The sequence below is a fragment of the Sphingomonas sp. 179-I 2A4 NHS genome (assembly GCF_045369135.1).
Classification (GTDB): Bacteria; Pseudomonadota; Alphaproteobacteria; order Sphingomonadales; family Sphingomonadaceae; genus Sphingomonas.
Genome location: NZ_JBIQFL010000005.1, coordinates 217,945 through 244,627, shown reverse-complemented (window position 1 = coordinate 244,627; position 26,683 = coordinate 217,945). Strand labels below are relative to the sequence as shown.

Below are 26,683 nucleotides of genomic sequence, written 5' to 3'. Positions count from 1 at the left end.
GTAACGATCCTCATTGGCCCAGCGCCGCCCAATAGCCGCCGAACACATAGACCGAGAGGATGAAGCCCAGGATCACGTTGACGACGACGCCGGTGGTGAACGCGCTGAACGGTGTTCGCCCGGCGGACGCCAGATCACGGAAGCGCGTCGTCAGCCCGATGCTGAAGAAGCAGAAGATGAACGCCCAGGTACGCAGATCCTTGAGCGGGTTCGTCAGTGCCGGCGAGACGATGCTGTTATATTCCTCGAGGCTGTAGTGCGCGGTCGCCAGCGTGATGATCGCCGAGGCGATGAACAGCCCGATCACGAATTTCGGGAAGCGCCGCCAGATCTCGCCCGCGTCGGGCGCGCTGCCGCCGGGGTGCGCCTCCCAGCGAGTCGTCGCGACGATCGCGAGGCCGACCGCCCACACGCCGATCCACATGTCCCGGCCGACGACCTTCATCAGCGTGAAGGCGGTCAGTGCCTGATCGGCGGTGCCGGCGATCCCCGGCACCTTGCCAGCATAGCCGCCATAGGGCTGCGCGGCGGCAAAGCCCGCCGCGTCGGCGAATTCGGACGTGCCGATCCACGCCCCCGCCACCCCCGTCGGCAACCCCAGCGCGCGGGCGACGAGCGGAAGGGCGAAGACCATGATCACCGCCCAGATCACGACGATCGTGATGACGACGGCAGTATCTTCCTTCTTCCCGCCGACCGCCCCGGCGACCGCGATCGCTGCTGAGACGCCGCACGCCGCGCCGCCAACGCCAAGCGTTGCGGCGAAGCGCCGTTCGAGACCGAACTGCACCGCCACCGTGTAGATGACCGAGAAGGTCACGATCGAGACGATCGCCGCCTGCAGCATGGCCACAGGCCCCGCCTGCACGACGAGCGAGAGCGGCAGGGTCGCGCCGAGCAGCACGATGCCCGTCTTGACGTAGAATTCCGTCTTGAGCCCCGCTTCGAACCAGGACGGCAGGCGCACCGTGTTGGCGATGAGCAGGCCGATCAGCAGCGCGAGCAGCGGCGGCTCGAGGTTATAGGACGACGCCTCCTGCCACTGGCCGATGACGAAGATCGCAAAGGCGGCAAGATACAACAGGGTGAAGGCGGGCACGAAGGCGCGCACCCGCTGCCCCATCACTGCAAGGCCCAGCGAGAAGGCCGCCAGCCAGAGAAGATACAGGCCGATATAGCGAAGCCATTTAGCCGCGAGATCCTCGATGACCTCGCGAAAATCCGTCCACCGCGGCGGCACGACCGCAAGCCAGCGCAGGCTGCCCCCACTCCAGAACAGGGCGCAAGCGACGAGGACGATCGCGAGGCCGATCCACGTCGCCCACCAATCCTCCTTCGTCCAGAGCTCGCGCCAGCCGGACTGGGGCTTGATGGTGTCCGCGGGCATCAGCGCAACGTCGGCGTCGTGCGCGAACGGCGCGCCTGATGGGCGGCGGGGCGGTATGGCGGCGTGGTAGGACTTCCGGTCATGTGCCCGGCCTCCGACTTGGTGCTGGATCGCTGCTTGTCGTGACCTGTCCAGTCCAGTCCAGTTTTTGCCGATCCCGATCAAGCTGGGGATTAACCTACTTGTAATTCCGGTATTACTCTGGCGCGATCACTGCCAAGCGGCCCCTCGGACCCGCGTGATTTTAGGGAATTCAACACCCGCATGAAGACGTTGATGGCCGGTCGGGGCGAATTTTGCCTCGCGCCCGAACCCCCGCAGCCGGGGCCGTCGCTCAACCCAGGAAGCGCCCGAACACCGTAACCGGCTGCACGTCGAAGCCGAGCGCCTCGTAGAACCCGCGCGCCGCATCGTTGCTGTCGCGCACCATCAGCTGCAGCTTCGGCGCGCCTCGCACGCGCAGCCAAGTCTCCGCCGCCGCCATCAGCGCCCGCCCCGCACCACCGCGTCGCCGATCCGGCGCGACGGCAAGATAATAGACCCAGCCGCGATGACCATCGTCGCCCACCATCACGCTTCCGGTGATCGCGCCATCCTGGCGCAGCACCAGCACCGCGGACGTATCCCCGCTCAGCGCGCGGCGGAAATCCGCCGCCGGCGGGTTCCACGGCCGCGTAAGCCCGCACGCCTCCCACAAGCCGATCACGGCCGCCTCGTCACTGGCGCTAGCTTCCGCGATGCCGTCCCCGGTCATTGGCGCTGCTTGGCGAGATCCGCATCGAAAGCCGTGCGCGCGTCCGCCACCATCTTCGGCAGGACGGCGCGATCGACCAGCGCACCGCGCTTTACCCGCCCGAGCAGGTCGACCGATTCGGGGTGGAACGGCAGCACCACGTCCGCCTTCATCGCGCCCAGCGTCGCGAAGCTGCGGCGGAAATCCGCCTCGATTCCCGGATAGCGCTTGTTGCCGACCAGCTTGTTGCCCGCCACCGTCACGCTGCACGCGAACAGCACGTCGAGCGTTCGGCCCTGATGCGGCAGCTTCATCGACCAGCTGGTGCAGCCCGGCGTATGCCCCGGCGTCGCCACCGCCGTCAGCGTCACACCGCCCAGCGTCACCTGCTGCCCGTCACGGATCGCCCGGTCCACCTTGGCAGCCGGGAAGCGGACGACGCCGTAGCTCGTCTCGCCCGGCGGCGTCCCGGTGTTCACCGCGGCGGCGTCCCCGGCGCCGACCACCAGCTTCGCGCCTGTCGCCTTCTTCAATGCGGCCAGCCCGCCGGCATGATCGAAATGCGCATGGCTCAGCAGGATCAGCTTCACGTCGGGAAGCTTCACCCCGCGCGCTGCGATCGACCGTTCGATCGCGGCCGCATTCTGCTCCATCGGCGCGTCGATCAGGATCGCGCCGGCCGGGGTGCGGATCAGATAGGCGGCCAGCCCCTCCGTGCCCACATAATCGATCGGCCCCAGCACGTTGAACGGCGCGATCGGCCGCGTCCACGCCGGCGGATCACCTTGCGCCACGGCCGGCGCTGCAACGAAGAGCGCAGCGGCGCCAAGCACCGCGGGCAGAAGCCGCCTGCCGGCAAAGGAACAAAGCAATGTCATCGGCGCCCCCATCAAAGCGGGGGTTTGTGCGCGCGCGACGCCGGCCGCGCAACCGCCATCCGCCCGATGCTAGCCCAGATACGCCCAGCCGCGCGTGGCCCGATCCCGCTCGGTAAAGGCGCGGATCTGCTCCGCCCGCTGCAGGGTGAGGTCGATCGCATCGAGCCCCGCGAGCAGCATCTGCCGCGCCTCGTTCTCGATCGCGAATGTCCAGCGCCGGTCGCCCCCACTTACGACTTGCGCCTCCAGGTCGACGGTGATCGCCGCCCCCGCCTCGCTCAGCTGCGCAAGCTCCGCGATTGTCGCCGCGTCCAGTTCCACCGGCACGATGCCGTTGCGGATGCAATTGCCGCGAAAAATCGGGTTGAAGCTCGTCGCCACGATCACCCGAAAGCCGTATTCGGCCAGCGCCCAGGCGGCATGTTCGCGGCTCGATCCGCAGCCGAAGTTGGCGCCGCCCAGCAGGATCTGCGCACCCGCAAAGGCCGGCTGGTTCAGCACGAATGCGGGATCAGGATCGCGCCCGCCCACCGCGGTATAGCGCCAGCCCGCGAACAGCCCGTCCGCCAGCCCCTTCTTGGAGACGGACTTCATCTCGCGCGACGGGATGATCGCGTCGGTATCGACATTGTCGCGCACCAGCGGCGCGGCGATGCTGGTCAGGCGATCGAACGGCGCGGCGCTCATGCGCGAAGCTCCCGCGGATCGACGATCCGCCCGGCGATCGCCGCTGCCGCCACCGTCTCGGGCGAGGCGAGGTGCGACCGTGTCTCCGGCCCCTGCCTGCTCTCGAAATTGCGATTGGTGGAGGTGATCACCCGCTCGCGATGGCCGAAGCTCTCGCCCCCGGCGAAGAAGCACATCGAGCAGCCCGCCTCGCGCCATTCGAAACCGGCCTCGCGGAACACCGCGTCGAGCCCCTCGGCCTCCGCCGCCGCCTTCACCTTGGTCGATCCCGGCACGCAGATCGCGCGCACGCCGTCGGCCACGCGCTTGCCTTTCAGCACCCCCGCCGCCCGGCGCAGGTCCGACAGGCGTGCATTGGTGCACGATCCGATGAACGCGCCCTGGATCGGCAGCGCGTCTAGCCGCTCGCCCGGCGCCAGCCCCATGTACTCCAGCGCCCGCTGGTGCGCTTCCGCCGTCCAGCGCCCCTGCCCCTGCGCGAATTCGGGCACCGGATTGCCCAGCGGCACCGCCTGCTGCGGGCTCGTCCCCCAGGTCACCATCGGCGCCACGTCCGCCGCGTCGATCACATGCTCGGCATCGAACGCCGCATCGTCATCGGTGTAGAGCGTCTGCCAGAAGCCGACCGCCTCGTCCCACGCGGCGCCCTTGGGCGCATAGGGCCGCCCCTCGAGATACGCGATCGTCGTCTCGTCCGGCGCGATCACCGCGGAGAAAGCGGACAGCTCCGTCGCCATGTTGCACAGCGTCAGCCGCCCCTCGATGTCGAGCGCGCGCACCGCCTCGCCGGCATATTCCACCATATGGCCGACGGCCCCCGCCGCGCCCAGCTTCGCCACCACGTGCAGCGCGAGGTCCTTCGCCGTCACCCCGGTGCCGAGCGTACCGTCCACCCGCACCCGCATCGTGCGCGGCTTCTTCACCCGCAGCGTGCGGGTGGCGAGCGCATGTTCCGCTTCGGTGGATCCGATGCCCCAGGCCAGCGCGCCCAGCGCGCCTTGCGTGCAGGTGTGGCTGTCCGGGCAGACCAGCGTCGCGCCCGGCAGCACGATGCCGTTCTCGGGCGAGATGACATGGACGATCCCCTGCCGGTCGTCACCGATGTCGAACAGCGTGATCCCCGCCGCCTGCGCGGCGGCGCGGGTGGCGGTGATGAACTGCGTGCCCGTCGGCATGATCGTCTTGTCGCTGCGCCCCGGCAGCGTGTCGACGATATGGTCCATCGTCACGAACACATGCTGCGGAGAGGCGACTGCCCGGCCGGCATCGCGCAGGCTCTCCAGCGCCACGCTGCCGGTCCGCTCGTGCAGCAGGATACGGTCGATCAGCAGCAGCCAGGTGCCGTCACCCAGATCATCGATCGCGTGCAGATCCCACAGCTTGTCGAAAAGCGTCTGCGCCATCGTCAGGCGACCTCGCGCCGTTCGCGCATCGCCGCGATCGTCGCCGCGTCGAACCCGGCCTCCGCCAGCACCGAATCGGTGTCCCCGCCCGGCTGCGGAATGTCGCGGAGCAGGCCCATCCGTGCGCCATCCACCTCGACCGGCAGGCCCGGCAGGCGAGTGGTCCGCCCGTCCGCCAGCGTCACGTCGACGAGACCGCCGGCATTCAGCTGCGCGTCCTCGAACAGATCCTCCGGCCGCGTGATCGGCGCGAACGGCAGGCCGGTCGTTTCCAGCTTCGCGATCAGTTCCTCGCGCGTCATGGTGGCGAACAGCGCGCGCACCTGCGGCAGGATGGTATCGCGCGCCAGCACGCGCTGGTTGTTCTTGGCGAAATCCGGATTGTTGCCCAGTTCGTCCAGCCCGAACGCCTTGCAGAAGGAAACCCACTGCGAATCGCTGACGACGCCGACGAACAGTTGCTGGTCCGGCTCCTTCGTCTCGAACACGTCGTAGATCGCCCAGGCGGAAATGCGCACCGGCATCGGCTTGGCCGCCTGCCCCGTCACTGCCGACTGCGCCATGTGCTGGCCGACCAGGAATGCCGTCGTCTCGAACAGCGAACAGCGGATATCCGCGCCCTCGCCCGTCCGGTGCCGCCGCTCCAGCGCCGCGAGCACGCCGATCACGCCGAACATGCCGCCGGTAATGTCGATCACCGAGGATCCGGCGCGCAGCGGACGTCCCGGAGGGCCCGTCATGTAGGCAAGGCCGCCCATCATCTGCGTCACTTCGTCCAGCGCGGTGCGCTTCTCGTACGGCCCGGCGAGAAAGCCCTTGGCCGAACAATAGATCAGGCGCGGGTTCTCCGCCTTCAGCGTCTCATAGGACAGGCCCAGCTTGTCGAGCGTGCCCGGCCGGAAATTCTCGATCAGCACATCGGCATCCGCCAGCAGCTTCTTGGCTGCGGCAACGCCGCCCTCGCTCTTCAGATCCAGGCAGATGCTGCGCTTGTTGCGGTTGAACATCGGGAAATATCCCGCGCCCGAACCCAGCAATTCGCGCGTCTGATCGCCCCCGATCGGCTCGATCTTGATGACCTCGGCGCCCAGGTCCGCCAGGATGACGCCAACGGCAGGGCCCATCACCATATGGGTGAACTCCACGACCTTGAGGCCGGCGAGTGGTAGCGCGTCAGCGTTCATATCTTTCCCGAAGCTGGTGTCCTGCCTTGAACGGCGTCTCCTATTTGATATAGGCTTAGTACAAATAAGGCAACGGCCAGCATGATAAACCGGAACGGGGGCGGCGCGTAACGTGACAGAACCAATCGATATTTTGGTGAGTGAAGTCGGCCCCCGCGATGGGCTGCAGAGCATATCACCCATTTTGCCGCTCGAGGCAAAAAAGGCCTGGATCGCCGCTGAAGCGGCCGCCGGCGTGCGCGAGATCGAGGTCGGCAGCTTCGTGCCCGCCAAGATCCTGCCACAGCTCGCCGACACGACAGAGGTGGTCGCCTTCGCGCGCACCATCCCGGGCCTCACGGTCGCGGTGCTGGTGCCGAACGCGCGCGGCGCCGCCGCCGCGATCGAAGCCGGCGCACACAAATTGACGCTCCCCTTGTCGGTCTCGGAAACCCATTCGCTGCGCAACCTGCGCCGCACGCACGATCAGGTGCTGGCGGAAGCACGCGAGATTGCCGCGATGGTCGCCGCCGTGCCGCAGGACAGCCGCCCGCATTTCGAAGGCAGCCTCTCCACCGCCTTCGGCTGCACGCTGGAAGGTGCTATCCCCGATGCGCAGATCGCGCGCCTTGCCGAGGGGCTGATGGCCGCCGGCTGCGACGAGGTCGGCATTTCCGATACCACCGGCTATGCTGATCCGGCGTCGGTGAAGCGCCTGATCAAGCTGGTGCGCGGCGTGGTGGGTGAGGAAGCCGTCACCGGCATCCACCTCCACAACACCCGCGGCCTCGGCCTTGCGAACGCGCTCGCCGCGCTCGACAGCGGCCTCACCACGATCGACAGCTCGCTCGCCGGGCTGGGCGGCTGCCCCTTCGCCCCTGGCGCATCGGGCAATATCGTGACGGAAGATCTTGTGTTCATGCTGGAGGCGATGGGCCTTCGCACCGGGATCGATCTCGAAAAACTGAACGCCGTGCGCGACATCCTGGCCAAAGAACTGCCAGGCGAGCCGCTCTACGGTTTCACGCCAGATGCCGGCCTGCCGCTCGGCTTCCGGCCGGCACATGAACAAAAGCTGGAGGTAGCATGACGATCGTTGGCACGCGCATGGTGTGCGAAGACAAGACGGCACGCCAGCTGTTCGACGAGGTGATGGCGAACCCGGCCCGCAAGAAGTTCGGCTTCGGCGAGCGGCTGGCGATCGTGAACGTCGATTTCCAGCAGGCCTATACCCGCATCGACATGTTCAAGACGGCCTATGAAACCGATCCCAGGCAGATCGACTACGTCAACCAGATCTCCGATCTCGCCCGTGAAAAGGGCATGCCGGTGATCTGGAGCCACGTCGCCTACAAGGACGATGCGGGCGACGCGGGCGTCTGGGGCACGCGCACCAACACCGAGGATTCGCTCCAGAACATCAAATACGGCAGCGAGCGGCACCAGTTCGATCCGCGCGTCCGGATCGATCCCAACGATCTCGTCTATACGAAGCGGATGCCCTCGGCCTTCTTCGAAACGCCGCTCAATTCCTATCTGCGGTGGCACAAGGTCGATACCGTCATCGTCACCGGCGGCAGCACCTCGGGCTGCGTCCGCGCGACCGCAGTGGATTCGCTTTCCTACGGCTTCCGCACGATCGTCCCGATCGAAACCTGCGCGGACAAGCACGAAAGCTATCACTTCGCGAACCTCACCGATCTTCAGCTGAAATACGCCGATGTCGAACCCGTGCAGACGGTAATCGACTGGCTGGAGGCACGTTAATGCGGGAAGGCGAAGGCGATCCCGGGCTCTACGATTTCCGCCCTTATCGGGATCGCGCAAAAATCGAATGGCCCGATGGCAAGACCGTCGCGGTGTGGGTGTCGCCCAACATCGAGTTCTACGAGCTCGATCCCCCGGCGAACCCCCACCGCAAGAGCTGGCCGAAGCCGCATCCGGACGTCGTCGGCTATTCGCACCGCGACTACGGCAACCGCGTCGGCCATCGCCGGCTGGCGGATGCGATGGAGCGTCACGGCTTCAAGGGCTCGGTCTCGCTCTCGGTCGCGATGTGCCAGCATCATCCCGAAATCGTGTCGGAAGTGAACGACCTTGGCTGGGAGTTCTTCAGCCATGGCGTCTACAACACCCGCTATTCCTACGGGATGGACGAGGCGCAGGAGCGCCAGCTGATCGAGGACGCGATCAACACGGTTCGCGATGCCACGGGTCAGACGATCAAGGGCTGGCTCGCACCCGCCCTCACCCACACGCCCCGCACGCTCGATCTGATCGCGGAATATGGGCTCACCTACACCTGCGATCTCTATCACGATGATCAGCCGGGGCCGGTGCATGTCGCCAAGGGCCGGCTCGTCTCCATGCCGTACAGCCTGGAGGTGAACGACCATTACGGGTTCCTCGTCTATAACATGAGCCCGCGCGAATATGCCGCGACGCTCATCCGCCAGTTCGATCGGCTGGCCGAAGAAGGCGCGCAGTCCGGCACCGTGATGTGCATTCCGCTCCACGCCTATCTCATCGGCCAGCCGCATCGCATGGCGGCGTTCGAAGAAGTGCTGCGGCATATCGCCGCGGACGGGCGGGCCTGGATCACCCGCTCGGGCGACATCGCCGATCATTTCCTCGCCAACGGCTATGACGCGGCGACCGCCGATGCCGCGCGCTACAAGGAGGCGCGCTGATGGCGCTCGATCAATCGTATCTGACCTATCCCAAGCGCCGTCACGGCATGGACCATGATCATTACGGCTGGTCCAGCATCGACACCCGCGCGCCGATCGCCTGGCCGAACGGCAAGCAGGTCGCGGTATGGACGGTGGTCGATCTCGAATGGTTCCCGATCGTCGCGGGCGACAAGCCGTTCCGCGCGCCCGGGCACATGCAGACGCCCTATCCCGACTATCGCCATTACACCGCGCGCGATTACGGCACGCGCGTCGGCTTCTACCGGATGCTGGACGCCTTCGCCGCGGTCGGCGCGAAGGTGTCGGTCGCCGCGAACAGCGCGATCGCGGAACGCTATCCCTCGATCATCGCTGATATCAACGCGGCGGGGCATGAGATCATCGCCCATTCGACCGACATGAACGGCACGATCGCCTCGGGCCTGGACGAGGCGGACGAGCGCGCGCTCATCACGCAGTCGCTCGACACCCTGGAGCGCGTCTCGGGCAAGCGACCGCGCGGCTGGCTGTCGATCGCCCGCTCGCAGTCGTTCAACACGCCGCGCCTGCTGGTCGAGGCCGGCGTCGAGTATATGTGCGACTGGGTGAACGACGAACTGCCCTATCGCTTCACCACCAGCGCCGGCGCCATCGTCAACGTGCCGCTCAGCCACGAACTGTCAGATCGCCAGATCATCGTCGCGCAGCAGAATTCGGCGGAATCCTACGTCGAACAGATGATTGACGCTTTTGACCTCATGGAGCGTGAAAGCGCGGACGGCAGCGGCCGGATGCTGGCGCTCAACGTCACGCCCTACATCCTTGGCCTGCCCTATCGCATCGGCGCCTTCGAGACGCTGCTCGGTGAACTGGCGAAGCGCCCGAGCGCGTGGTTCGCCACCGGAAGCGAAATCGTCGACGCCGCCAACCCGGTGATCTGATCCCGGCTGCACGCCCGCGTTTCAGATGCGGGCGTGCAGCAGGCGACCATCACTCTCCATTCAATGCCAGGAAGCGACCAATCACCGCCGCTTTCGCGCCAGCATCGCCCGCAACCGGCACGATGGACGACCGCGAAAGCACGGCCGAAATCGCCTCCACCGCCGCCTTCAGCGCCGGCAGCTCCCCTTGCGCGCGCAGCAGCAATGTCGGCGCCATCACCTCCGGCAGCCGCTCCATCAGCGGATAGGCAAACGCCGCGCGATACGCTTTGTGGTATGAGGTCAGCGCCTTCAGCAGGTCCAGCGTCGACGCGTGAAGCGACGCTGCATCCGGCACCGCACGCGTCATGATGCGGTGTTCGGGATCACGCAGGAAGTGCGGGAAGTGTACCGCCTGATCGCGTATGTAATTGAACGCCCAGGCGAATTGCCGGCCGTAATCGTCCGGCTCCATCGCCGGCGCATAGCGCTCAAGGAACAGCGCGCGCGTCTCCGGCGGATAATCGATCAGCCCGTCGAGGATCAGCGCGCCCACTCGCTCGGGCGCCTGCGCCGCTACCTCCACCGCGATCCGCGCGCCCGTGTGGGTGCCGTACAGGTCCACTTCGTCGACCCCCAGCCGATCGAGCAGCTCCACCAACGCAACCGCATACCACGCCACGTCCGGCGCTTCCGGCGCGAGGTCATCCGAATCGCCATTCCCCGGCGTATCCGCCGCCAGCACCCGGCGGCCATCGCGCGCAAGTGCCTCAATCAACGGCAAAAGATTGCGTGACGAGCCCGGCGAGGCGTGGATCATCACCAGCGCCCGCCCCGCCCCGCCGGTCGAGCGCCGCAAATGGATCTCCCCGCCCGCGACGCGCACGAACGATCGGTCGATGGAGACGCTGTCGCCCGGCGTGCGCACCCTCGTCAGGCGCCGAGCTTGCGCAGCGGCAGCGGGCGGCGCGGGATGCTGACCGTCTTCGCATGGGTGAAGAACGCCTCGCATTCCAGCCCGCCGTCCGATCCGATGCCCGATTCCTTCCACCCGCCGAACGGCGCGCGAAGCTCGCGCATCATCGGCGTATTGCACCACACCGTACCCGCGGCGAGCCGCTCCTGCGCGGTCATGATCCGCTGCACGCTCTCGGACCACACATAGGCGACCAGCCCGAAGCGCGTGGCATTCGCCATCTGCCACGCCTCTTCCTCGGTATCGAAGACGGATAGCGTCGCGAACGGCCCAAAGATCTCCTCCTGGCACACCCGCAGGTCCTGCCGCTCCGCGCGCACCAGCGTCGGCTCGACGTAGCAGCCCTGCTCCAGCCCCGGTGCGGCGCGCCCGCCGGTCAGCACGGAGAGCCCCGTTTCGCCAGCGGGCACGAAGCCAAGCACATGCTCCATGTGCCGCCGCGACACGAGCGGGCCGATCTCGGTCGCCGGGTCGCGCGGGTCGCCCACCCGGATCCGCCGCGCCCGCTCGACGAAGGCCTCGACGAAGCGGTCCGCTATCCCGCGCTGCACCAGGATGCGCGATCCGGCGAGGCACTGCTGGCCGTTGTTGGTGAAGATGCCCAGCAGCGCGCCGTCCACCGCACGCTCGAAATCGGCGTCGTCGAAGATGATGTTCGCGGACTTGCCGCCAAGCTCCACCGACGCGGGCTTCAGCAGTTCGCCCGCCGTGCGCATGATCAGCCGCCCGGTCGGCGTTCCGCCCGTGAAGGAGACGAGATCGACATCGGGGTGGCGCACCAGCCGGTCACCCGTGGTCGCCCCGCGCCCGTTCACCAGGTTTACCACGCCGTCGGGCAGGCCCGCATCGCCGAGCAGCGCGGTCAGCTGGGTGATCCCCAGCGGCGCCTGCTCGGAAGGCTTAATGACGCAGCTGTTGCCGAAGGCGATGGCCGACGCGATCTTCATCGAGCCGAGCGCGATCGGCGAGTTCCACGGGCTGATCAGCGCCGCAACCCCTACCGGCTCGCGCCGCACCATCGTCAGGTAATCGGGATGCTGCTCGTACAGGCGGCCGGTCGCCTGGCCGATGTAATCGGCGAAGAAGCGGAAATTGTCGGCCGCGCGCGGCACCGAGCGCCCGCGGATCTGCGAGAGCGGCAGGCCGGTATTGGCGCATTCGATATCGGCCAGCTCGTCCGCCGCTGCATCGATCAGGTCGGCCGCACGGCGAAGCACCGCCTGGCGCTGCTCGACCGAGGCGAGCCGCCAGGCACCGTCCTCGAACGCGCGCCGCGCCGCCGCCACCGCCCGGTCGACCGTGGCGCCATCCGCCTCCGGCAGCTCCGCGATCAGCGTATCGCTCGCCGGATCGATGACCGCGATAGGCGCTTCCCCGGTGGTGATCGTCTCGCCCGCAATCAGGGCCGTGATCGTCTTCATGCAGAACCTTTCAGTGGGTAACGGCCGCGCGGCAGCGTGCTGCCCAGGGCGCGGAATCGGTCAGGGGATCGCCCTGGCCCAGCAGGTCGCAAAGCGCCGCGGCAAGGCACAGGTTGGACGACAGCATCGGCACGCCGCTCGTCTGGCTGGCGAGGAGTGGCAGCGAGGGCATGCCGGTGCCGCTGAACAGCACCACCTCTGCCCCAGCGAGGTCGAGGCCTAGAAGCGCCCGCCGGGCGTCCTCGCTGCCCAGCGCATAGATGCCTCGCGTGTCCGCACCCGGCAGCAAGTCGCCGGCTGCGGCCACCGCCGTCACCTCGAACCCGCGCCGGCGCCAATAGGTGGTCGCCGCTTCGGCGAGCGCAGCGGGATACGGGCTGATAATCGCCATCTTCTTCGCGCTCAGCCGGTCCAGTGCGCGAACGATCGCGTCCGCCGCCGTCACGATCGGGCAGCCGCGCCGGATCATGCAGCGGTCGACGATGACGTCTGCCACCTTGATGTCGACGAGATAGGACGAGGCCGTGCAGGCAAAGCCGAAAGCGTCCAGCTTCAGCGTATCGAAGCTGTCGAGGAAGGTCTCCAGCCGGCACAGATAGTCACGCAGCCGGTCCTCGGGCTTTGCGGCAAGGCTGGTCAGCCGGGTGACGGACATGCCAACCGCTGGCGGCAGCAGGATGCGCAGTTCATCCTCTACCGTCGGATTGGCCTGCGGCGTACCGATGCCGATCCGCCCGCGCGGCGCGTAATCATAACCGCTCATGCCACCGCCGCGGCACGGCGCAGCCCGGTGATCATCGACGTGCGCAACAGATGCTCCCGCGCGAGATCGCGGTCGCCGGCGATGCGCTGCAGATCCGCCAGCAGCGCGCGGCGCCGCTCGGGATCGCGCTCCTGCATCCGCGCCCGATTGCGATCCGCCTGCGCCAGCATCTCCTGCTCCGCCACCGGCCGGCGGCGGCGCGTATAGCGATCGAGCAGCGCCTCCGGCGCGCCCCGCAATACCTCGCCCAGCGTCGCGGCAAGCTCCGCCGCGTCATGGATGCCGCCGTTCATGCCCATCCCGCCCGCGGGGGAATTCACATGCGCGGCGTCGCCGGCGAGCAGCACGCGGCCCGCGCGATAATCATCGGCGATCCGCATGTGCACACGATACGGCCGCACTTCCATCGGCGTGCGGTCCGCTGCCTCGGGCACGATCGCGCGCAGCTTCTGCGCGATGCTTTCGGGCTGCAGCGCCTCTTCGATCGTCTCACCCTGATCGGGGTAAAGGCTGCACCGCCACAAATGCCGAAGGCGCAGGAGCGAAAAGGTGCCGCCGTCCTTCCACACGTAATTGACGTTCGACAGGCCCGGCAGGTGATCCTGGAACGGGAAGTCGCTCGTCGCCAGGATCGTCGTCTCGGGATAGGTCATCCCCTCGAAGCCAATGCCCATGGCGCGGCGGACGACGCTGCGCGATCCGTCCGCCCCGATCAGGTAGCGCGCCCGGAAGGTCTGCGGATCGGCCCCAGTCGCATCCACGGGGCGGGCTGTCATCGCGACGCCCGTCTCGTCCGCGGTAACACCATCCACCGTCCAACCGAGCATCAGCGTGCCCTTGGGATCCGCCTGCAGCCGCTCCAGCACCATTGCGCACAGGCGGGATTGCTCGCACTGCAGGCGGAATGGATGGTCGGTGTCGTCGGCGATGACGGACAGGTCGAACTCGGCCCGCTCGCCGGTCGCATGCAGCCGCACCTGCCAAGTCGGGCTCACCAGCCCCTCCGCGATCAGCGGCTCCGCCAGCCCAAGCCGCCCCAGCAGATCGAGCGTTGGCGGATGGAAGGTCGATGCGCGCAGATCGCCGGCCAGAACCGGCTCGCTCGCGATCAGCCGCCACTCGATGCCCTGCTCGGAGAGCAGCAGCGCCGTCATCAGGCCGACTGGGCCGGCACCGACGATGATCACGCCCGCTTCAGACGACTGAATCCCCAACCCTGACCTCCGCAACAGATTTGTTCTAACTCTATAATGAATCGCTACGTGGCAAGGGTGTTTCCGCAACAGGATTGCGTGCAAGGCACCAGCGAGAGCGCGTTGCCACGCTTATAGTAGCATGGTACAGCTAGATTCGAAACGGCGTATCGTATTTTGATACAGATGGCGAGGAGGCGATGATGGCGGAAGCGGCACCGACGAACAGCGCGATTGCGGACATCGAACTGGTGACGCAGCCGACGCATGACGAGATCGCGCGCCAGAAGTTCTGCAGCACGCTTCGCCGCCATGCCATTCAGGATTTCGTCAACGCGCTCGAGACCGACTGGAAGACCCGCGTCGAGCCGAAGCTGGCCGGGCCGGTCAAGCATTGGCGCGAGATCGATCGCGCCATGTCGAAGGAGCCGAGCTACCGCTTCTACAGCACGCTTCGCTACAATGCGCAGGAGATGTGCTTCCAGTCCGTGCAGCCGCAGGTGGAGCGCGCCCTTCCCGATCTGATCGCGGTCGCCCGCGACGCCGCCGAGCGCAATCCCGCCGGCGGCTCGCTGCGCACCGATCCCGCCTTCGAGGTGCCGGCCTATGTCAGCACGCTCGACGTTCACCTGACGCCGGGCTGCTTCCACACCGAATGGACCGAGGATGACGTGGCGCAGGGCGCGGTCGTCAGCCTCGGCGCGCGGGTCTTCACGGCGCAGCAGAGCCATCGTTCATGGGGCGGCGTGGCGCGCGTCGTCAGCCGCTGGATCAAGGCGACGTGGCCTGATTTCCAGCCGCAGCGGATGCTCGATATTGGCACCAGCTCGGGCAAGAACCTCATTCCCTATGTCCCCGCCTTTCCGGGCGTGGAGGCGCATGGGATCGATGTCGGCGCGCCGCTCCTTCGCTACGGCCATGCCGTCGCCGAGCATGAGGGCGTGCCGGTCCATTTCAGCCAGCAGAATGCCGAAGCGACAGACTTCCCCGATGGCCATTTCGACCTGATCGTCTCCAGCTTCTTCTTCCACGAAATCCCGGTCTGGGCGACGAAGAAGGTGCTGGCGGAATGCCACCGCCTGCTGCGCCCGGGCGGCATCATGGTCCATCAGGAACTGCCCGCGCACGATCTGGTCGATCCGTGGGAAAACTATTTCTGGAATTGGGATACGCGCAACAACAACGAGCCCGCGTACACCGCCTGGCGCGATCAGGATCCGATCGCGCTGATGGAGCGCGCCGGCTTCGATCCTACGGCAAGCTTCGCGCACATCCTGCCGGATATCGGCGCCTATCCCGATCGTACCGCCGCCTTCGCCTGGGACGAGCCCGGCCGGCCGCGTCACGGCAAGGGCGGCTGGTACGTCTTCGGCAGCCGCAAGCCGGGCTGATCGGCACGCAACTCTGACGACACGAGCGCAAGGGGGGAATTGTGATACTGGATAAGAACGGGCCAGCGTACCGCTGGTACGTGGTCGCGCTGCTGCTCGTGATCTTCATCCTCTCCTATTTCGACCGGTTCATCCTGTCGTTGCTGGTGGAGCCGCTGAAGCGCGACTTGTCGCTCAGCGACTTCGAGATCGGGCTTCTGCTCGGGCCGGCCTTCTCGACCTTCCACGTGCTCGTCGCTATTCCGCTCGGCTGGTACGCGGACCGGTCGAACCGCAAGTGGCTGCTCATCGCCGGCATCGTCATCTGGTGCACGATGACGGTCGGCAGCGGCCTTGTCGCAACCTTCCTCCCCTTGTTCCTGATGCGGCTCGGCCTCGGCCTTGGCGAAGCAGTGGTCAGCCCCTGCTCCGTCTCGATCATCAGTGACTATTTCAATCGGCGGGAGCGGCCGCGCGCGATCAGCGTCTATATGGCGGGCCCTTATCTCGGCGCCGGGCTCGCCTTCCTTCTCGGCGGCCTGGTCGTTGCGTGGCTGGAGAAGCTTGGCCCCACCGTCTGGCCCGTCTTCGGCCTGCTGCAGCCCTGGCAGGCGACCTTCGTCGCCGTCGGCCTCCCGGGCTTCCTCTTCGCCGGCCTGATGCTGTCGGTGCAGGAGCCCAAGCGTCAGGAGACGACGGCTGCGCCGCCGCGGGCAAGCGCCGCCTTCCGCTACATGGGCAAGCGCTGGCGCGGCTACGGCTCGCTGATCACCGGCTCGACCTGCAATTTCGCGCTCGCTGCGCTGACGCTGTGGAACGTGCCGCTCTTCTCCCGCGTGTGGGGGTGGAGCATTGCGCAAACGGGCTTTGTCACCGGCCTGTTCTATTTCACCGCCGGCCCGATCGGCACGGCGTTGGCCGTTTGGGCGCAGAAGAAGTTCGCCGGGCAAGCCGATGGCACCATGCGCGTGCTGATCCTCGGCCTCCTGATCTGCGTGCCCGCGAGCGCAGTCTATCCGATCATGCCCAACGCCTATCTCGGCATCTTCTTCATGTTCATCGCCTTCATCGGCAAGTCCGTGGCGACGGCGGGTGGCCCCTCGTCCATGGCGCAGATCACGCCCGGTGAGATCCGCACCCAGGCGCTGGCGATCTTCAACACCTGCATTTCGCTGATCGGCCCGCTGCTCGGGCCCCCGATCATCGGCCTCGCGACTGATCTGACGGGTGATCCGTCGATGATCGGTGTGGTACTGTGCGGTTATGTGCTGCTGATTGGCATCCCTTCGATCGTAATTACGTTCATTGGGTTGCGTCATTATCGCGAAGCCGTCACCGAACTGGAGACGGCACTGGCAAATGGCAGCACGTCGACCCAGAATTGAGGGTGGGGCGCAGGATAACCGGGGTAGAGGATGGATAAGACAATCGTGAAGGGCATGGCCGTGCTTGAGGCACTGGTCGCTGCCCCGGAGCCCGTCGGCGTGTCGGAACTCGCGCGCCAGGTGGGTCTCACCAAGAGCAATATTCACCGCTACCTTCAGACGTTCATGGCGCTTGGTTATGCCTCCACCACCGGCGGCCGCTATTCAGCAACGCTCAAGATCTGGCAGGAAGGCGCCAAGGTTATCGAGCGGCTGGATCTTCGCCGCACGATCCGCCCGATCATGGAACAACTGGCGCGCACGACGATGGAGACGGTTCATCTCGCCATCCCGGCCGGACGCGAGGTGATCTACGTCGACAAGGCCGAAGGCGTGCACTCGATCCGCGCCTTCTCGGAAATCGGCGAGCGGGCGCCGGCGCATTGCTCGGCGACGGGCAAGGTATTCCTCGCCTTCCATCCCGGCGCGCTGCGCGAAACGCTGGCCGTGCCGCTGCGCGGCTATACGCCGCGCACCATCACCAATGCCGACGCGCTTCAGGCCGCGGTGGAGGAAGTGCGCGAGGCCGGCATCGCGATCAATCGCGGCGAATGGGAACCGCAGGTCGGCGGGATCGCCGCGCCCGTCTGGGGCCCGAACAATCAGATCGTCGCGGCGATGGGCCTTGCCCTCCCGCTCTCCCGCTTCGGCGAGGAACAGACGCCGTCGCTCGTCGCGCATGTGCGCGGTGCCGCGGCCGATGCGTCGCGCGCGCTTGGCGCATCGGCCCTCGATCACGCGGCCCGGCTGGTTGCCTGAACCGCTGCCGGCGCTCAGCGCGCCGGCAGTTTCCTGACGAACGTACCCACCGTCTCGGCCCAGCGCGCCGGCTCCACGATCAGCCCGTGCGCCGAACCTTGCGAGAAGGTCTGGTACGAGAAGTTCGGCTTCATCTTGCCCGTGCGCTGGTCGATCGCATGAAGCGCGTCGCCGGCGTCGGACAGCACCAGCAGCGGCACCTCGATCTTGGCGAGGTCCGCGCCCATGTCATTGTTGTACACCGCGGCATGCGCCACGTCCGCCGCTCCGGCGAGGAAGATGTTCAGCGTCGACCAGGTGATCGTCGACAGGTGCCGCGGCACCTCGCCCTGCGCGCGGTAGAGCTTGCCGAAATAGTTGCTGAGATGGCTGCCGTCGGGGCGCAGCGTCAGGTCGGGATGCGGCAGCGCCAGCCGCTGCGCCCGTTCCTGCGCGTTGTAGTTGGGCGCGCCGTGCAGCACGACGCCGGCCACGCGATCGGGGAATTGCGCGGCGAAGGCGGCGGCTGTCGCGGCGCCGGTGTGATGCCCCGCCACCGTCACGCGGGAAATCCCCAGTTGATCCAGCACCGGCGCGAGGTTCGCGGCATATTGCCTGATCGTCGGCTTGCCATCGGGAACGTCCGACATGCCATAGCCCGGCGCATCAATGGCCAGCGTGCGAATGCCACGGGCCGCCAGGCAGGGCTGGATATCCGCCCATTCGATCAGCGACCAGGGCGTCTGGTGGAGCAGCAGCACGGTCGGCCCGTCGCTGGGCCCCATCAGCCGGTAATGCACTTGCCCCATCGGCGTCGTGACATAGCCCTTGCCGCCGCGAACGACGCCGATCCCGTCCCAGCCACTGTCGGACTGGAGGGGCGGCTTGCACGCTGCGGCACGCGCAGCCAGCGCCGTAACCGGCGCATTCGCCGCGCTGGCCGAATCACTCGGCGAAACCACGCCCGAGCCCAATGCAGACGCAATCATCAACCAACTCAGCATCCTCATACCCCCTGTTCTGAATATTGATCCAGCGTATCGCATTATGATTGTTGCGGCTTTCTTCTCTGTCAATCATCGATCCACAACCGCTCTTGACCCTCGTTCGAAACCTCGCTTAGCTCTGCAAATCGGAACACCGTTCTATATTTCGGAAAGGCAAAGGTTGTACGATCTCATCATCGTTGGCGGTGGCTCCGCCGGCCTGGCTGCCACCATCTTCGCGGCGGAAGGTGGCGCGAAGGTTCTGCTTCTCGAACATGCCGATGTGCTCGGGGGCACCCTGTGGGTGGCGACCGGCCAGATGAGCGCCGCGGGCACCCGCCTGCAGCGCGAGCGCGGCATCAACGACACGCCCGATGATCATTTCGCCGATGTCGTCCGGATCAGCCGCGGCACGATCAACCAGGGGCTCGCCCGCCTCGCCATCGATCATGCCGCCGGCACCTTCGACTGGCTGATGGAGCGCGGCTTCGCCCCCCTGCCCGAACATCCGATCAAGGGCTTCGGCCACGAACCTTATTCGCAGGATCGCTATTACTGGGGCGAAAAGGGCGGCGTCAGCGTCAAGGACGTGCTCGTGCCGATTGTCGAACAGCTCGTCGCCGACGGCCGCGTCGATCTGCGCCTCGAACATGAAGTCGTCGCGCTGACCACCGATGCGAACGGCGCAGTGACTGGCGCCACTGCCCGTGATGCTTCCGGCGCCACCCACGATTTCACCGGCGCGGCCGTCCTTCTCGCCTGTGGCGGCTATGCCTCGAACCCGGAGATGTTCGCCGAGCTGAACGGCTATCCGCTCTACAATGCCGCCCCGTGGCGCTTCTCCAAGGGCGCCGGCCTCGGGCTCGGCCAGTCGGTCGGCGGCTACCTGCGCGGCCAGGAGAATGTCTTCAACAACTTCGGCACGCTCTACAACAGCGACACCTTCCCCGCCCGCGCCTTCGCGACGGTGGAGCATTTCCCCGAGCGCCGCGAGCCGTGGGAGATCTACGTCAACGCCAACGGCCAGCGCTTCGTGCGCGAGGACGTGCGCAGCATCGACGCACGCGAGATGGCGCTCAGCATGCAGCCCGATCGCCGCTACTGGATCGTCTTCGATCAACGCATACTCGATGAGGCCCCGCCGCTTCTCGCCGGCTGGAGCCGTGACGAGGTGAAGCGCGCCATCGCCGAAGGCGGCCCCGCCTTCACCCGCGCCGACACGATCGAGGATCTCGCGGTCGCCACCGGCATCGACGCGGCCGGCCTCGCCAATGCCATCGCCGGCTACAATTACGGCGTCACCACCGGGAACGACTTCTTCGGCCGCCAGCACCTGCCGGCACCGATCGAGAACGGCCCTTTCTATGCGATCCGCATGCAGGGCAGCGCGATCTCGAGCGCTGTCGGCCTCGCGGTGGACGATGATCTTCGCGTCATCCGCAAGGACGGAAGCGTGATCGACGGGCTCTACGCGGCCGGCGAACTACTCGGCTCCAGCCAGACGATGGGCAAGGCCGCGTGCGGCGGCATGATGGTAACCCCGGCGCTCACGTTCGGCCGCCTGATCGGGCAGCGCGTCGCCAGCACCGCGAAGGTGGCCGCCTGATGCTCCCGTCCGTCAACGTCCTCCCCGGTGAGCGCCGCGGCTATGTCGATGGCCCGGACGGCCTCGTCCATTACCGCGAGCTTGGCACCGGCACGCCGATCGTGCTCGTCCACCAGGCACCGTGGGGATCGATCCAGTATCGCCGCGCCATGCCCGTCCTCGCGGCGGCCGGCTATCGCGTGATCGTACCCGATCTGCCCGGCCATGGCATGTCGGATCCCCCGCGCGAGGCGGCCAGCATCGAAGGCTATGCGGAAACAGTCGCCGCCGTCATCCGCGCGCTCGGTCTGGCGCCGGTCGCCGTCGCCGGCCACCACGGCGGCTCGCTCGTCGCTGCCCGGCTCGCTGCGGTGCATCCGGATCTCGTCGCCGCGCTCGTGACGGACAACATGCCCTATTACACCGCCGAGCAGCGCGCCGAGCGTGCCGCCGGCCTCACGGACCTGCAGGAAATCAAGCCGGACGGCAGCCACTTCACCGATCGCTGGGCCACCGTGCGCCGCATCGCCGATCCGGCCTGGACCGACGAGACGATCCACGTAGGCATCGTCGCCTATTTCGCCAACGGCCCCTGGAAGGAAGACGGCCACCGCGCCGCGCCTGCCTATGATCTGGAAGCCGATCTCGATGCGATCGCCTGCCCGACGCTGATCATCGCCAGCCGCACCGATCGGCTGTTCCCGATGGGGCGCCAGCTCGTCGAGCGCCGCCCGGGCTGGGATTATGCGGAGCTTCCCGGCGGCGCCGGCATGGTTTTCGAACGCGCGCCGGAATGGGCCGCACCGATCCTTTCGTTCCTGGCCGCCCACCATCCGGCGGCCGCTTCAGTCCAGGAGAATGTGGTACAGTGAGCGTCACCATCTACGGCCGCCCCGGTTCGCGCGCGCGTCGCCCCCTCTGGGTGGCGCGTGAACTCGGCGTCGAGGTCACCTCGATCGAGCCCGCGCCGGGCGAGATCAAGCAGGAGGCCTATCTCGCGCTCAATCCGAACGGCAAGGTGCCGACCCTCGTCGAGGGCGATTTCGTCCTGTTCGAATCCTTCGCGCAAAGCCTGTACCTCGCGAAGAAGCACGGCACCGGCACGCTCTATCCCGCCGATGCACAGCGCGAAGCCCTCGCCTGGCAGTGGACGTTCTGGGCCGTCAGCGAGCTTGAGCGTCCGCTCACCACATGCCTGTTCGATCGCGTGATCAAGCCGGAGGATCAGCGTGATGCCGCGGCGGCCGACGCCGCCGAACAGTCGCTCCAGGCGCCGCTCGGCGTTCTTGAAAAGGCGCTTTCCGGCCATGACTGGCTGCTTGGCGACACCTTCACGGTGGCGGACATCAATGTCGCGGCGATCGCCGCGCTCGCGCGTCCCTCGCGTGTCACATTGGAAGCCTATCCTAAGGTCTCGGCGTGGCTGGATCGGGCAACCGGCCGGCCGGCCTACAACGGGTAAAAAGGCCACATCGGCACTGAAATCGCATCCTAACAAGAAAAGCGCGTGACAGCCGCCGATGGTTATGTTCTATCCGTATAACAAATAAATCTAACGAAGTTCGCAGGAATTTGGGCGGGCGTCGAACCAGGCGCCCGCTCAAGAGGACCCGTTTTAGCTGTGGGGGGAGATGGCGCGCGAGCGGCGTGCCGGATCCGGGAATCTGAAGGGGATTGTTGATGACGAGCAAGATCAAGCGCCATCATTTCGCAGGGCTCAGCCTTCTGGCGCTGGCGATCGCAGGGCAGGCACAGGCACAGACGGTTGCACCGGCAGAACCGGCACCGGCTGCAGAAGTCGAGAACCAGGGCGAAGCGCTCGAGGATCTGGTGGTAACCGCGCAGCGCCGTGAAGAACGCCTGCAGGACGTGCCGCTCGCGATTTCGGCCTTCTCGCCGCAGGAACTGCAGTCGCGCCAGATCGCGCGCACGATCGATCTGTTCGCCTATGTGCCGAACCTGATCGCGCACAACAACACGTCGGTCGGCACCGCGAACAGCTATTCGATGCGCGGTCTCAACAACAACGAGACCATCTCGACCTTCGATCTTCCGGTCGGCACCTATGTCGACGACGTCTATATGTCGCGTCAGAGCGCCAACAACTTCTCCTTCTTCGATGTGGAGCGGATCGAGGTTCTGCGCGGTCCGCAAGGCACGCTCTTCGGCCGCAACACGACGGGCGGCGCAATCAACGTCGTCCTGAAGAAGCCGTCGCGTGATCTCGGCGGCTTCGTCGAGGCAGGCTATGGCCGCTTCGATCGCGCCACCGTCCGCGGCTCGATCGATCTTCCGCTCGTCGCCGACAAGATCCTGACGAAGTTCCAGGGCTATTACGTCGACGACAAGGGCTATGTCGAAAACCGCGTCACCGGCCAGCGCCTGAACTCCGAGAACAGCTACGGCTTCCGCGGCGCCGTCCGCGTGCTCGGCGATGGCGTGATCTGGGACATCACCGGCGACTATAATCGCCAGAGCTACGCGAACTTCCCCAACTTCTACGATCGTGAAACCAAGAAGCGCGTCAGCTACACCAAGCTGCGCGAAGGCCAGACCGTCTCCGACGTGTTCGGCGGCCGCAGCTACCTGTCGCCGGAGCTGGCTGACAACACGCTCGGCAACGTCGCGAAGAGCTGGTCGGCGGTGTCGAACCTCGAACTCGAGGCGACCGACAATCTGACGGTGAACATCATCACCGGCTATCGCCACATCTATAACGAATATCTCACCGACAGCGCGATGAGCCTGCTCAGCACCTCGACGGTGTATGAGTATCCGAACGATCTCATCACCCCTGTGCCGGGGCCGACGTCGGTCCTCGCGAACGACAGCTGGCACAAGCAGTTCAGTCAGGAAATCAAGTTCACCGGCAGCGCGCTTGACGACAAGCTGACCTATGTCGGCGGCGTCTTCTACATCCGCGAAGACAACCGCACGAGCTTCGCGAACCTGTCGATCGCGCTCAACGGCACCGGCACGTTGTTTGCTGACCGTACGATGCAGAACAACACCGATGCGATCGCGGGTTACCTGCAGGGCGATTACAAGATCACCCCGAACCTCACCTTCACCGCCGGCATCCGCTACACCGAGGAATATAAGGACATTAAGTTCGGTCCGAATGCCTCGCCGCTGCCGCCGGTGGGCATCAACCAGCCGTTCACCACGATTGACGTGATCAACGCCGGCAACCCGGTGACGCAGGAAGCCAAGGTCTGGACGCCGCGCTTCGCCATCAACTGGAAGATGGCGCCGGACGTCTCGGTCTTCGCGTCGGCGACGAAGGGCTTCAAGTCGGGCGGCTGGGTGTCGCGCGCTTACAACGCCGCCAGCATGTTCGCCTTCGATCGTGAGACGATCTGGTCGTTCGAGGGCGGTCTGCGTTCGGAATTCTTCGATCGTCGCGTCCGCTTCAACCTGACGGGCTTCTACTTCAACGATGCCGACAACCAGCTGCCGGCTGGCCGTGAAAACCCGCTGCTGCCGGGCCAGATCATCTACAACACCGGCAACTTCGCCGATCTACGCAACTACGGCATCGAATCCGAGCTGACCGTCATTCCGTTCCGCGGCGCGACGCTCTCCTGGACGTCGGGCTGGCAGCACGCCCGCTACAAGAACATCGACCAGAGCGTGCTGGATCAGGCGGAGCGCTGCCGCGCCGGCATCGCACCGGGCACGAACTGCAACCAGGGCATCGTCACCCAGAATGGCAGCATCGCGCTCCCGTCGCGTGTCGCGCCGTTCAACTCGACGCTCTACGCCAGCTACACGGCGGATCTCGGCGATTTCCAGCTGATCCCGTCGGGCACCTGGGTGTACAGCGACGGCAGCTACCCGTCGGCGCAGAACGACGTGCGCGGCTATCAGGAGGCGGGCAGCACGTTCAACGCCGGCATCACGCTGCGCAACGTGTCGCAGGGCTGGAGCATCGCGGCGGAGTGCAACAACTGCTTCGATCGCCGCTATGTCGCTTCGTTCCTGATCTTCCCGTATCTGAACGAGCCGGGCCGCTGGTCCATCCGCGTTCGCAAGGACTTCTGATCATCGGATCGGGGCGGGCGGCAACGTCCGCCCCGATCTCATAGGACGATTGCCATGGCTGATCCCCGCCCCCCCGAAAGCGTCACCCTGCCCCGCGTGAGCAAGGGGCCGCGTCCGCATTTCTTTGACGATCCCTCGATCGATCAGATCATGACCTTCTTCTTCGAGCTGATGACCGAAGTGGCGGTGCTGCGCGAACGCACCGACACGATCGAGCGCCTGCTCGATGCCAACGGCACGGTCAGCCGCGCCGATATCGAGGCCTATCGCGCCGATCCGGCGGTGGAGGCAGAGCGCAACGAGTGGCGCAACGCCTATTTTCAGCGCGTCATGCGGATGCACGGCGCATCCTGATCCATCGATGACGGCCTATCCCAATCTCTTCTCCCCGGTCGTCATCGGCGGCCGGACGCTCAAGAACCGTATCGTCCATGCGTCCATGTCGACGCATTTCGCGCAAGGTGGGCGGGTCACGGATCGCCTGATCGACTATTACGCCAATCGCGCGCGCGGCGGCGCGGCGATGCTCGTGAGCGAGCCGATGGGCATGCTGCAATGGCAGCAACTGCCCACCCGCCCCGCGATCCTGTCCGGCATCAACACCGATGCGCTCGCCCGTTGGGCCGATGCGGTCGGCGCACATGACAGCCTGATGCTTGGCCAGGTGCAGGACAATGGCCGCGGCTTCCGCTCCGGCTTCCGCAACCCCAACGCCTATGGCGCCTCCGCGCTTCCTGACGACCTCAGCGGCACCGTGCCGCACGCGCTGTCGATCGACGGCATCGCGACGATGATCGAGGAATTTGCGATCAGCGCCCGCGCGCTCCAGCGCGCCGGGTTCGCGGGCGTCGAGATCTCGGCCGGCCACGGCCACCTCTTCCACCAGTTCCTCGCCGCCCGATCGAACCGGCGCGAGGACCGCTACGGCGGTGATCTCGCCGGCCGCGCCACCTTGCTGATCGAACTGATCGAGACGCTCCGTCAGGCGTGCGGCACCGGCTTCATCATCGGCGCCAAGCTGCCGGCCGAGGACGGCATGGAGAACGGCATCGATCTCGCCCAGGCGGCCGAGATCACCCGCCTCGTCCACGCCACCGGCGCGGTGGATTACATCACCTATTGCTGGGGCGCTCACGGCCACACGCTCTACGAGCATCTGCCCGATCTCCACGGCCCCCGCGCGCCGTATGTCGATACGATCGCGGCGCTCGGCAAGTCGGCCCCCGGCGTGCCGATCGGCGCACTTGGCCTGATCGCCGATCCGAACGAGGGCGAGCGCATCGTGCGCGATGGCCTCGGCGATCTCGTCATGATCGGCCGCCCGCTCGTCACCGATCCCGCCTGGGGCCTGAAGGCGCAGGAGGGGCGCGAGGCGCAGATCCGCTATTGCGTCGCCTGCAACACCTGCTGGCACATGATCAACGTCGGCCGCGGCCTGCATTGCGACAACAACCCGCGCGTCGGCGCGCCCGACGAGGCGGACTGGACGCCCGAGCCCGCCGCGGCCCCCTGCCGCGTCGTCGTGGTCGGTGGCGGCGTCGCCGGCATGGAGGCCGCCTGGGTCGCCGCCGCCCACGGCCACCACGTCACCCTCTTCTCCCGCGGCGACGAGGCCGGCGGCAAGACGCGGCTCCACGCGCTCCTGCCGGGCGGCGAGAATTTGAGCAGTATCTACGATTACCAGCGCCTCGCCGCGGAGCGCGCCGGCGCGGACCTGCGCTGGGGCCAGGAAGCGACTGCCGAGGACATCCTCGCGCTCAACCCCGACAAGGTGATCCTGGCGACCGGCGCCACGCCCGCCACCCCCGATTACCTGCCGGAGGAATATCGCGAATTCTTCCCCGATCTTCGCGCCGTGATGGAGGATCTGACGCGCCGCACCGGCCGCCAGCCCGGCACCGCCGTCATCCATGACGCGGACGGCACGGCCTTCACTTATGCCGCGGCGGAACTGCTCCACGCCCGCTTCGACCGGGTGGTGGTCGTCACCGATCGCGAACGGATCGCCGGCGAGGAAGCGATGGTCACCCGCCAGGGCATCTACGCCCGCTTCCTCAAGAAGGGGATCGAGATCGTCACGCTCGTGGCTCCTGCCGCGGACTCGCGCTTCGAGGAAGGCGAGGTCGCCCTGCGCAACGTCTTCACCGGCGCGCGCACCATCATCCCGGACGTTGCGCTTTTCACCTTCGCCACGCCGCGCGTCCCCGAGGTTTCGCTCGAGGCGCCGCTCCGCGCGGCCGGCATCGTGCCCCAGCTGATCGGCGATTGCTGGGCCCCGCGCACCGTCCTGGCGGCGACATCCGAAGGCTACCGCGCCGCCCTCTCCCTTTGATCTGTCCC

At 66.7% G+C, this 26,683-nt stretch carries 24 protein-coding genes; 13 read left to right on the top strand and 11 right to left on the bottom strand.

Annotated elements, in window-relative coordinates; genetic code table 11:
* Positions 1-10: 10 nt before the first annotated feature.
* The 6 genes from ACH0CP_RS11450 to ACH0CP_RS11425 all read right to left on the bottom strand — a co-directional run bounded on the left by ACH0CP_RS11450 (position 11) and on the right by ACH0CP_RS11425 (position 6,272).
* Positions 11-1,387 carry a YeiH family protein gene (locus ACH0CP_RS11450; RefSeq protein WP_406888597.1) on the bottom strand — a complete coding sequence of 459 codons (1,377 nt, stop codon included), beginning with the start codon at positions 1,385-1,387 and terminating at the stop codon, positions 11-13.
* A gap of 334 nt (positions 1,388-1,721) precedes the next feature.
* Entirely contained in the window at positions 1,722-2,141 is a 420-nt protein-coding gene (locus ACH0CP_RS11445) for a GNAT family acetyltransferase (RefSeq protein WP_406888599.1), read from the bottom strand.
* Positions 2,138-2,998 (bottom strand): subclass B3 metallo-beta-lactamase, encoded by an 861-nt coding sequence (gene bla, locus ACH0CP_RS11440; RefSeq protein ID WP_406888601.1) that lies wholly within the window; start codon positions 2,996-2,998, stop codon positions 2,138-2,140. The genes ACH0CP_RS11445 and bla overlap by 4 nt, the downstream gene beginning before the upstream one ends.
* Positions 2,999-3,067: 69 nt before the next feature.
* Positions 3,068-3,685 (bottom strand): 3-isopropylmalate dehydratase small subunit, encoded by a 618-nt coding sequence (gene leuD / locus ACH0CP_RS11435; RefSeq protein WP_406888603.1) that lies wholly within the window; start codon positions 3,683-3,685, stop codon positions 3,068-3,070.
* The gene (locus ACH0CP_RS11430) at positions 3,682-5,094 is read right to left on the bottom strand and encodes a 3-isopropylmalate dehydratase large subunit (RefSeq protein ID WP_294443937.1); all 1,413 of its coding nucleotides are present in this window, start codon (positions 5,092-5,094) and stop codon (positions 3,682-3,684) included. The genes leuD and ACH0CP_RS11430 overlap by 4 nt, the downstream gene beginning before the upstream one ends.
* Complete coding sequence (locus ACH0CP_RS11425; RefSeq protein ID WP_294443922.1) at positions 5,091-6,272, bottom strand: CaiB/BaiF CoA-transferase family protein; 1,182 nt, start codon at positions 6,270-6,272, stop codon at positions 5,091-5,093. Before ACH0CP_RS11425 ends, ACH0CP_RS11430 begins: the two co-directional genes overlap by 4 nt.
* Before the next feature lie 136 nt (positions 6,273-6,408).
* Here ACH0CP_RS11425 and ACH0CP_RS11420 point away from each other — a divergent pair, with 136 nt between their 5' ends.
* From ACH0CP_RS11420 to ACH0CP_RS11405, 4 genes are read left to right on the top strand one after another with little or no spacing between them, the layout of a single operon-like run.
* On the top strand, positions 6,409-7,341 hold the full coding sequence (locus ACH0CP_RS11420) for a hydroxymethylglutaryl-CoA lyase (protein ID WP_406888605.1): 933 nt from the start codon (positions 6,409-6,411) through the stop codon (positions 7,339-7,341).
* Entirely contained in the window at positions 7,338-8,018 is a 681-nt protein-coding gene (locus ACH0CP_RS11415; RefSeq protein WP_294443920.1) for an isochorismatase family protein, read from the top strand. The genes ACH0CP_RS11420 and ACH0CP_RS11415 overlap by 4 nt, the downstream gene beginning before the upstream one ends.
* A complete protein-coding gene (locus tag ACH0CP_RS11410) occupies positions 8,018-8,941 on the top strand; it encodes a polysaccharide deacetylase family protein (RefSeq protein WP_294443919.1) in 924 nt (307 codons plus the stop codon). Before ACH0CP_RS11415 ends, ACH0CP_RS11410 begins: the two co-directional genes overlap by 1 nt.
* Complete coding sequence (locus tag ACH0CP_RS11405; protein WP_406888607.1) at positions 8,941-9,864, top strand: polysaccharide deacetylase family protein; 924 nt, start codon at positions 8,941-8,943, stop codon at positions 9,862-9,864. The genes ACH0CP_RS11410 and ACH0CP_RS11405 overlap by 1 nt, the downstream gene beginning before the upstream one ends.
* A 49-nt stretch (positions 9,865-9,913) precedes the next feature.
* Here the strand turns inward: ACH0CP_RS11405 and ACH0CP_RS11400 are convergent, their stop codons facing one another.
* From ACH0CP_RS11400 to ACH0CP_RS11385, 4 genes are read right to left on the bottom strand one after another with little or no spacing between them, the layout of a single operon-like run.
* The gene (locus tag ACH0CP_RS11400; RefSeq protein ID WP_406888609.1) at positions 9,914-10,771 is read right to left on the bottom strand and encodes an alpha/beta fold hydrolase; all 858 of its coding nucleotides are present in this window, start codon (positions 10,769-10,771) and stop codon (positions 9,914-9,916) included.
* 5 nt (positions 10,772-10,776) lie between these two features.
* Positions 10,777-12,240 (bottom strand): aldehyde dehydrogenase, encoded by a 1,464-nt coding sequence (locus ACH0CP_RS11395; RefSeq protein ID WP_406888611.1) that lies wholly within the window; start codon positions 12,238-12,240, stop codon positions 10,777-10,779.
* Between the two features lie 10 nt (positions 12,241-12,250).
* On the bottom strand, positions 12,251-13,003 hold the full coding sequence (locus tag ACH0CP_RS11390; RefSeq protein ID WP_406888612.1) for a hypothetical protein: 753 nt from the start codon (positions 13,001-13,003) through the stop codon (positions 12,251-12,253).
* Positions 13,000-14,190 (bottom strand): FAD-dependent oxidoreductase, encoded by a 1,191-nt coding sequence (locus tag ACH0CP_RS11385; RefSeq protein WP_406888614.1) that lies wholly within the window; start codon positions 14,188-14,190, stop codon positions 13,000-13,002. The genes ACH0CP_RS11390 and ACH0CP_RS11385 overlap by 4 nt, the downstream gene beginning before the upstream one ends.
* Before the next feature lie 209 nt (positions 14,191-14,399).
* Here ACH0CP_RS11385 and ACH0CP_RS11380 point away from each other — a divergent pair, with 209 nt between their 5' ends.
* The 3 genes from ACH0CP_RS11380 to ACH0CP_RS11370 are packed head-to-tail and all read left to right on the top strand — an operon-like array spanning position 14,400 to position 17,749.
* Complete coding sequence (locus tag ACH0CP_RS11380) at positions 14,400-15,587, top strand: class I SAM-dependent methyltransferase (RefSeq protein ID WP_294443913.1); 1,188 nt, start codon at positions 14,400-14,402, stop codon at positions 15,585-15,587.
* Positions 15,588-15,628: 41 nt separating this feature from the next.
* Complete coding sequence (locus ACH0CP_RS11375; protein WP_294443912.1) at positions 15,629-16,951, top strand: MFS transporter; 1,323 nt, start codon at positions 15,629-15,631, stop codon at positions 16,949-16,951.
* 30 nt (positions 16,952-16,981) lie between these two features.
* The gene (locus tag ACH0CP_RS11370; RefSeq protein WP_294443911.1) at positions 16,982-17,749 is read left to right on the top strand and encodes an IclR family transcriptional regulator; all 768 of its coding nucleotides are present in this window, start codon (positions 16,982-16,984) and stop codon (positions 17,747-17,749) included.
* 14 nt (positions 17,750-17,763) lie between these two features.
* Here ACH0CP_RS11370 and ACH0CP_RS11365 read toward each other — a convergent pair whose 3' ends face one another.
* On the bottom strand, positions 17,764-18,732 hold the full coding sequence (locus ACH0CP_RS11365) for an alpha/beta fold hydrolase (RefSeq protein ID WP_406888617.1): 969 nt from the start codon (positions 18,730-18,732) through the stop codon (positions 17,764-17,766).
* A gap of 163 nt (positions 18,733-18,895) precedes the next feature.
* Between ACH0CP_RS11365 and ACH0CP_RS11360 the strand changes: the two genes are divergently transcribed.
* The 6 genes from ACH0CP_RS11360 (at position 18,896) to ACH0CP_RS11335 (ending at position 26,675) form a co-directional block, all read left to right on the top strand.
* Positions 18,896-20,320 (top strand): FAD-dependent oxidoreductase, encoded by a 1,425-nt coding sequence (locus tag ACH0CP_RS11360; RefSeq protein ID WP_406888618.1) that lies wholly within the window; start codon positions 18,896-18,898, stop codon positions 20,318-20,320.
* Positions 20,320-21,171, top strand: a complete 852-nt coding sequence (locus ACH0CP_RS11355; protein WP_294443908.1) for an alpha/beta fold hydrolase — start codon at positions 20,320-20,322, stop codon at positions 21,169-21,171. Before ACH0CP_RS11360 ends, ACH0CP_RS11355 begins: the two co-directional genes overlap by 1 nt.
* Complete coding sequence (locus ACH0CP_RS11350) at positions 21,168-21,761, top strand: glutathione S-transferase family protein (protein ID WP_406888621.1); 594 nt, start codon at positions 21,168-21,170, stop codon at positions 21,759-21,761. The genes ACH0CP_RS11355 and ACH0CP_RS11350 overlap by 4 nt, the downstream gene beginning before the upstream one ends.
* A 218-nt stretch (positions 21,762-21,979) precedes the next feature.
* Positions 21,980-24,343, top strand: coding sequence for a TonB-dependent receptor (locus tag ACH0CP_RS11345; protein ID WP_406888623.1), 2,364 nt, complete (start codon positions 21,980-21,982; stop codon positions 24,341-24,343).
* Between the two features lie 54 nt (positions 24,344-24,397).
* Entirely contained in the window at positions 24,398-24,697 is a 300-nt protein-coding gene (locus ACH0CP_RS11340; RefSeq protein WP_294443642.1) for a hypothetical protein, read from the top strand.
* 7 nt (positions 24,698-24,704) lie between these two features.
* Positions 24,705-26,675: an FAD-dependent oxidoreductase gene (locus ACH0CP_RS11335; RefSeq protein WP_406888624.1), complete on the top strand. Its 1,971-nt coding sequence runs from the start codon at positions 24,705-24,707 to the stop codon at positions 26,673-26,675.
* The last annotated feature ends 8 nt before the right edge of the window (positions 26,676-26,683 follow it).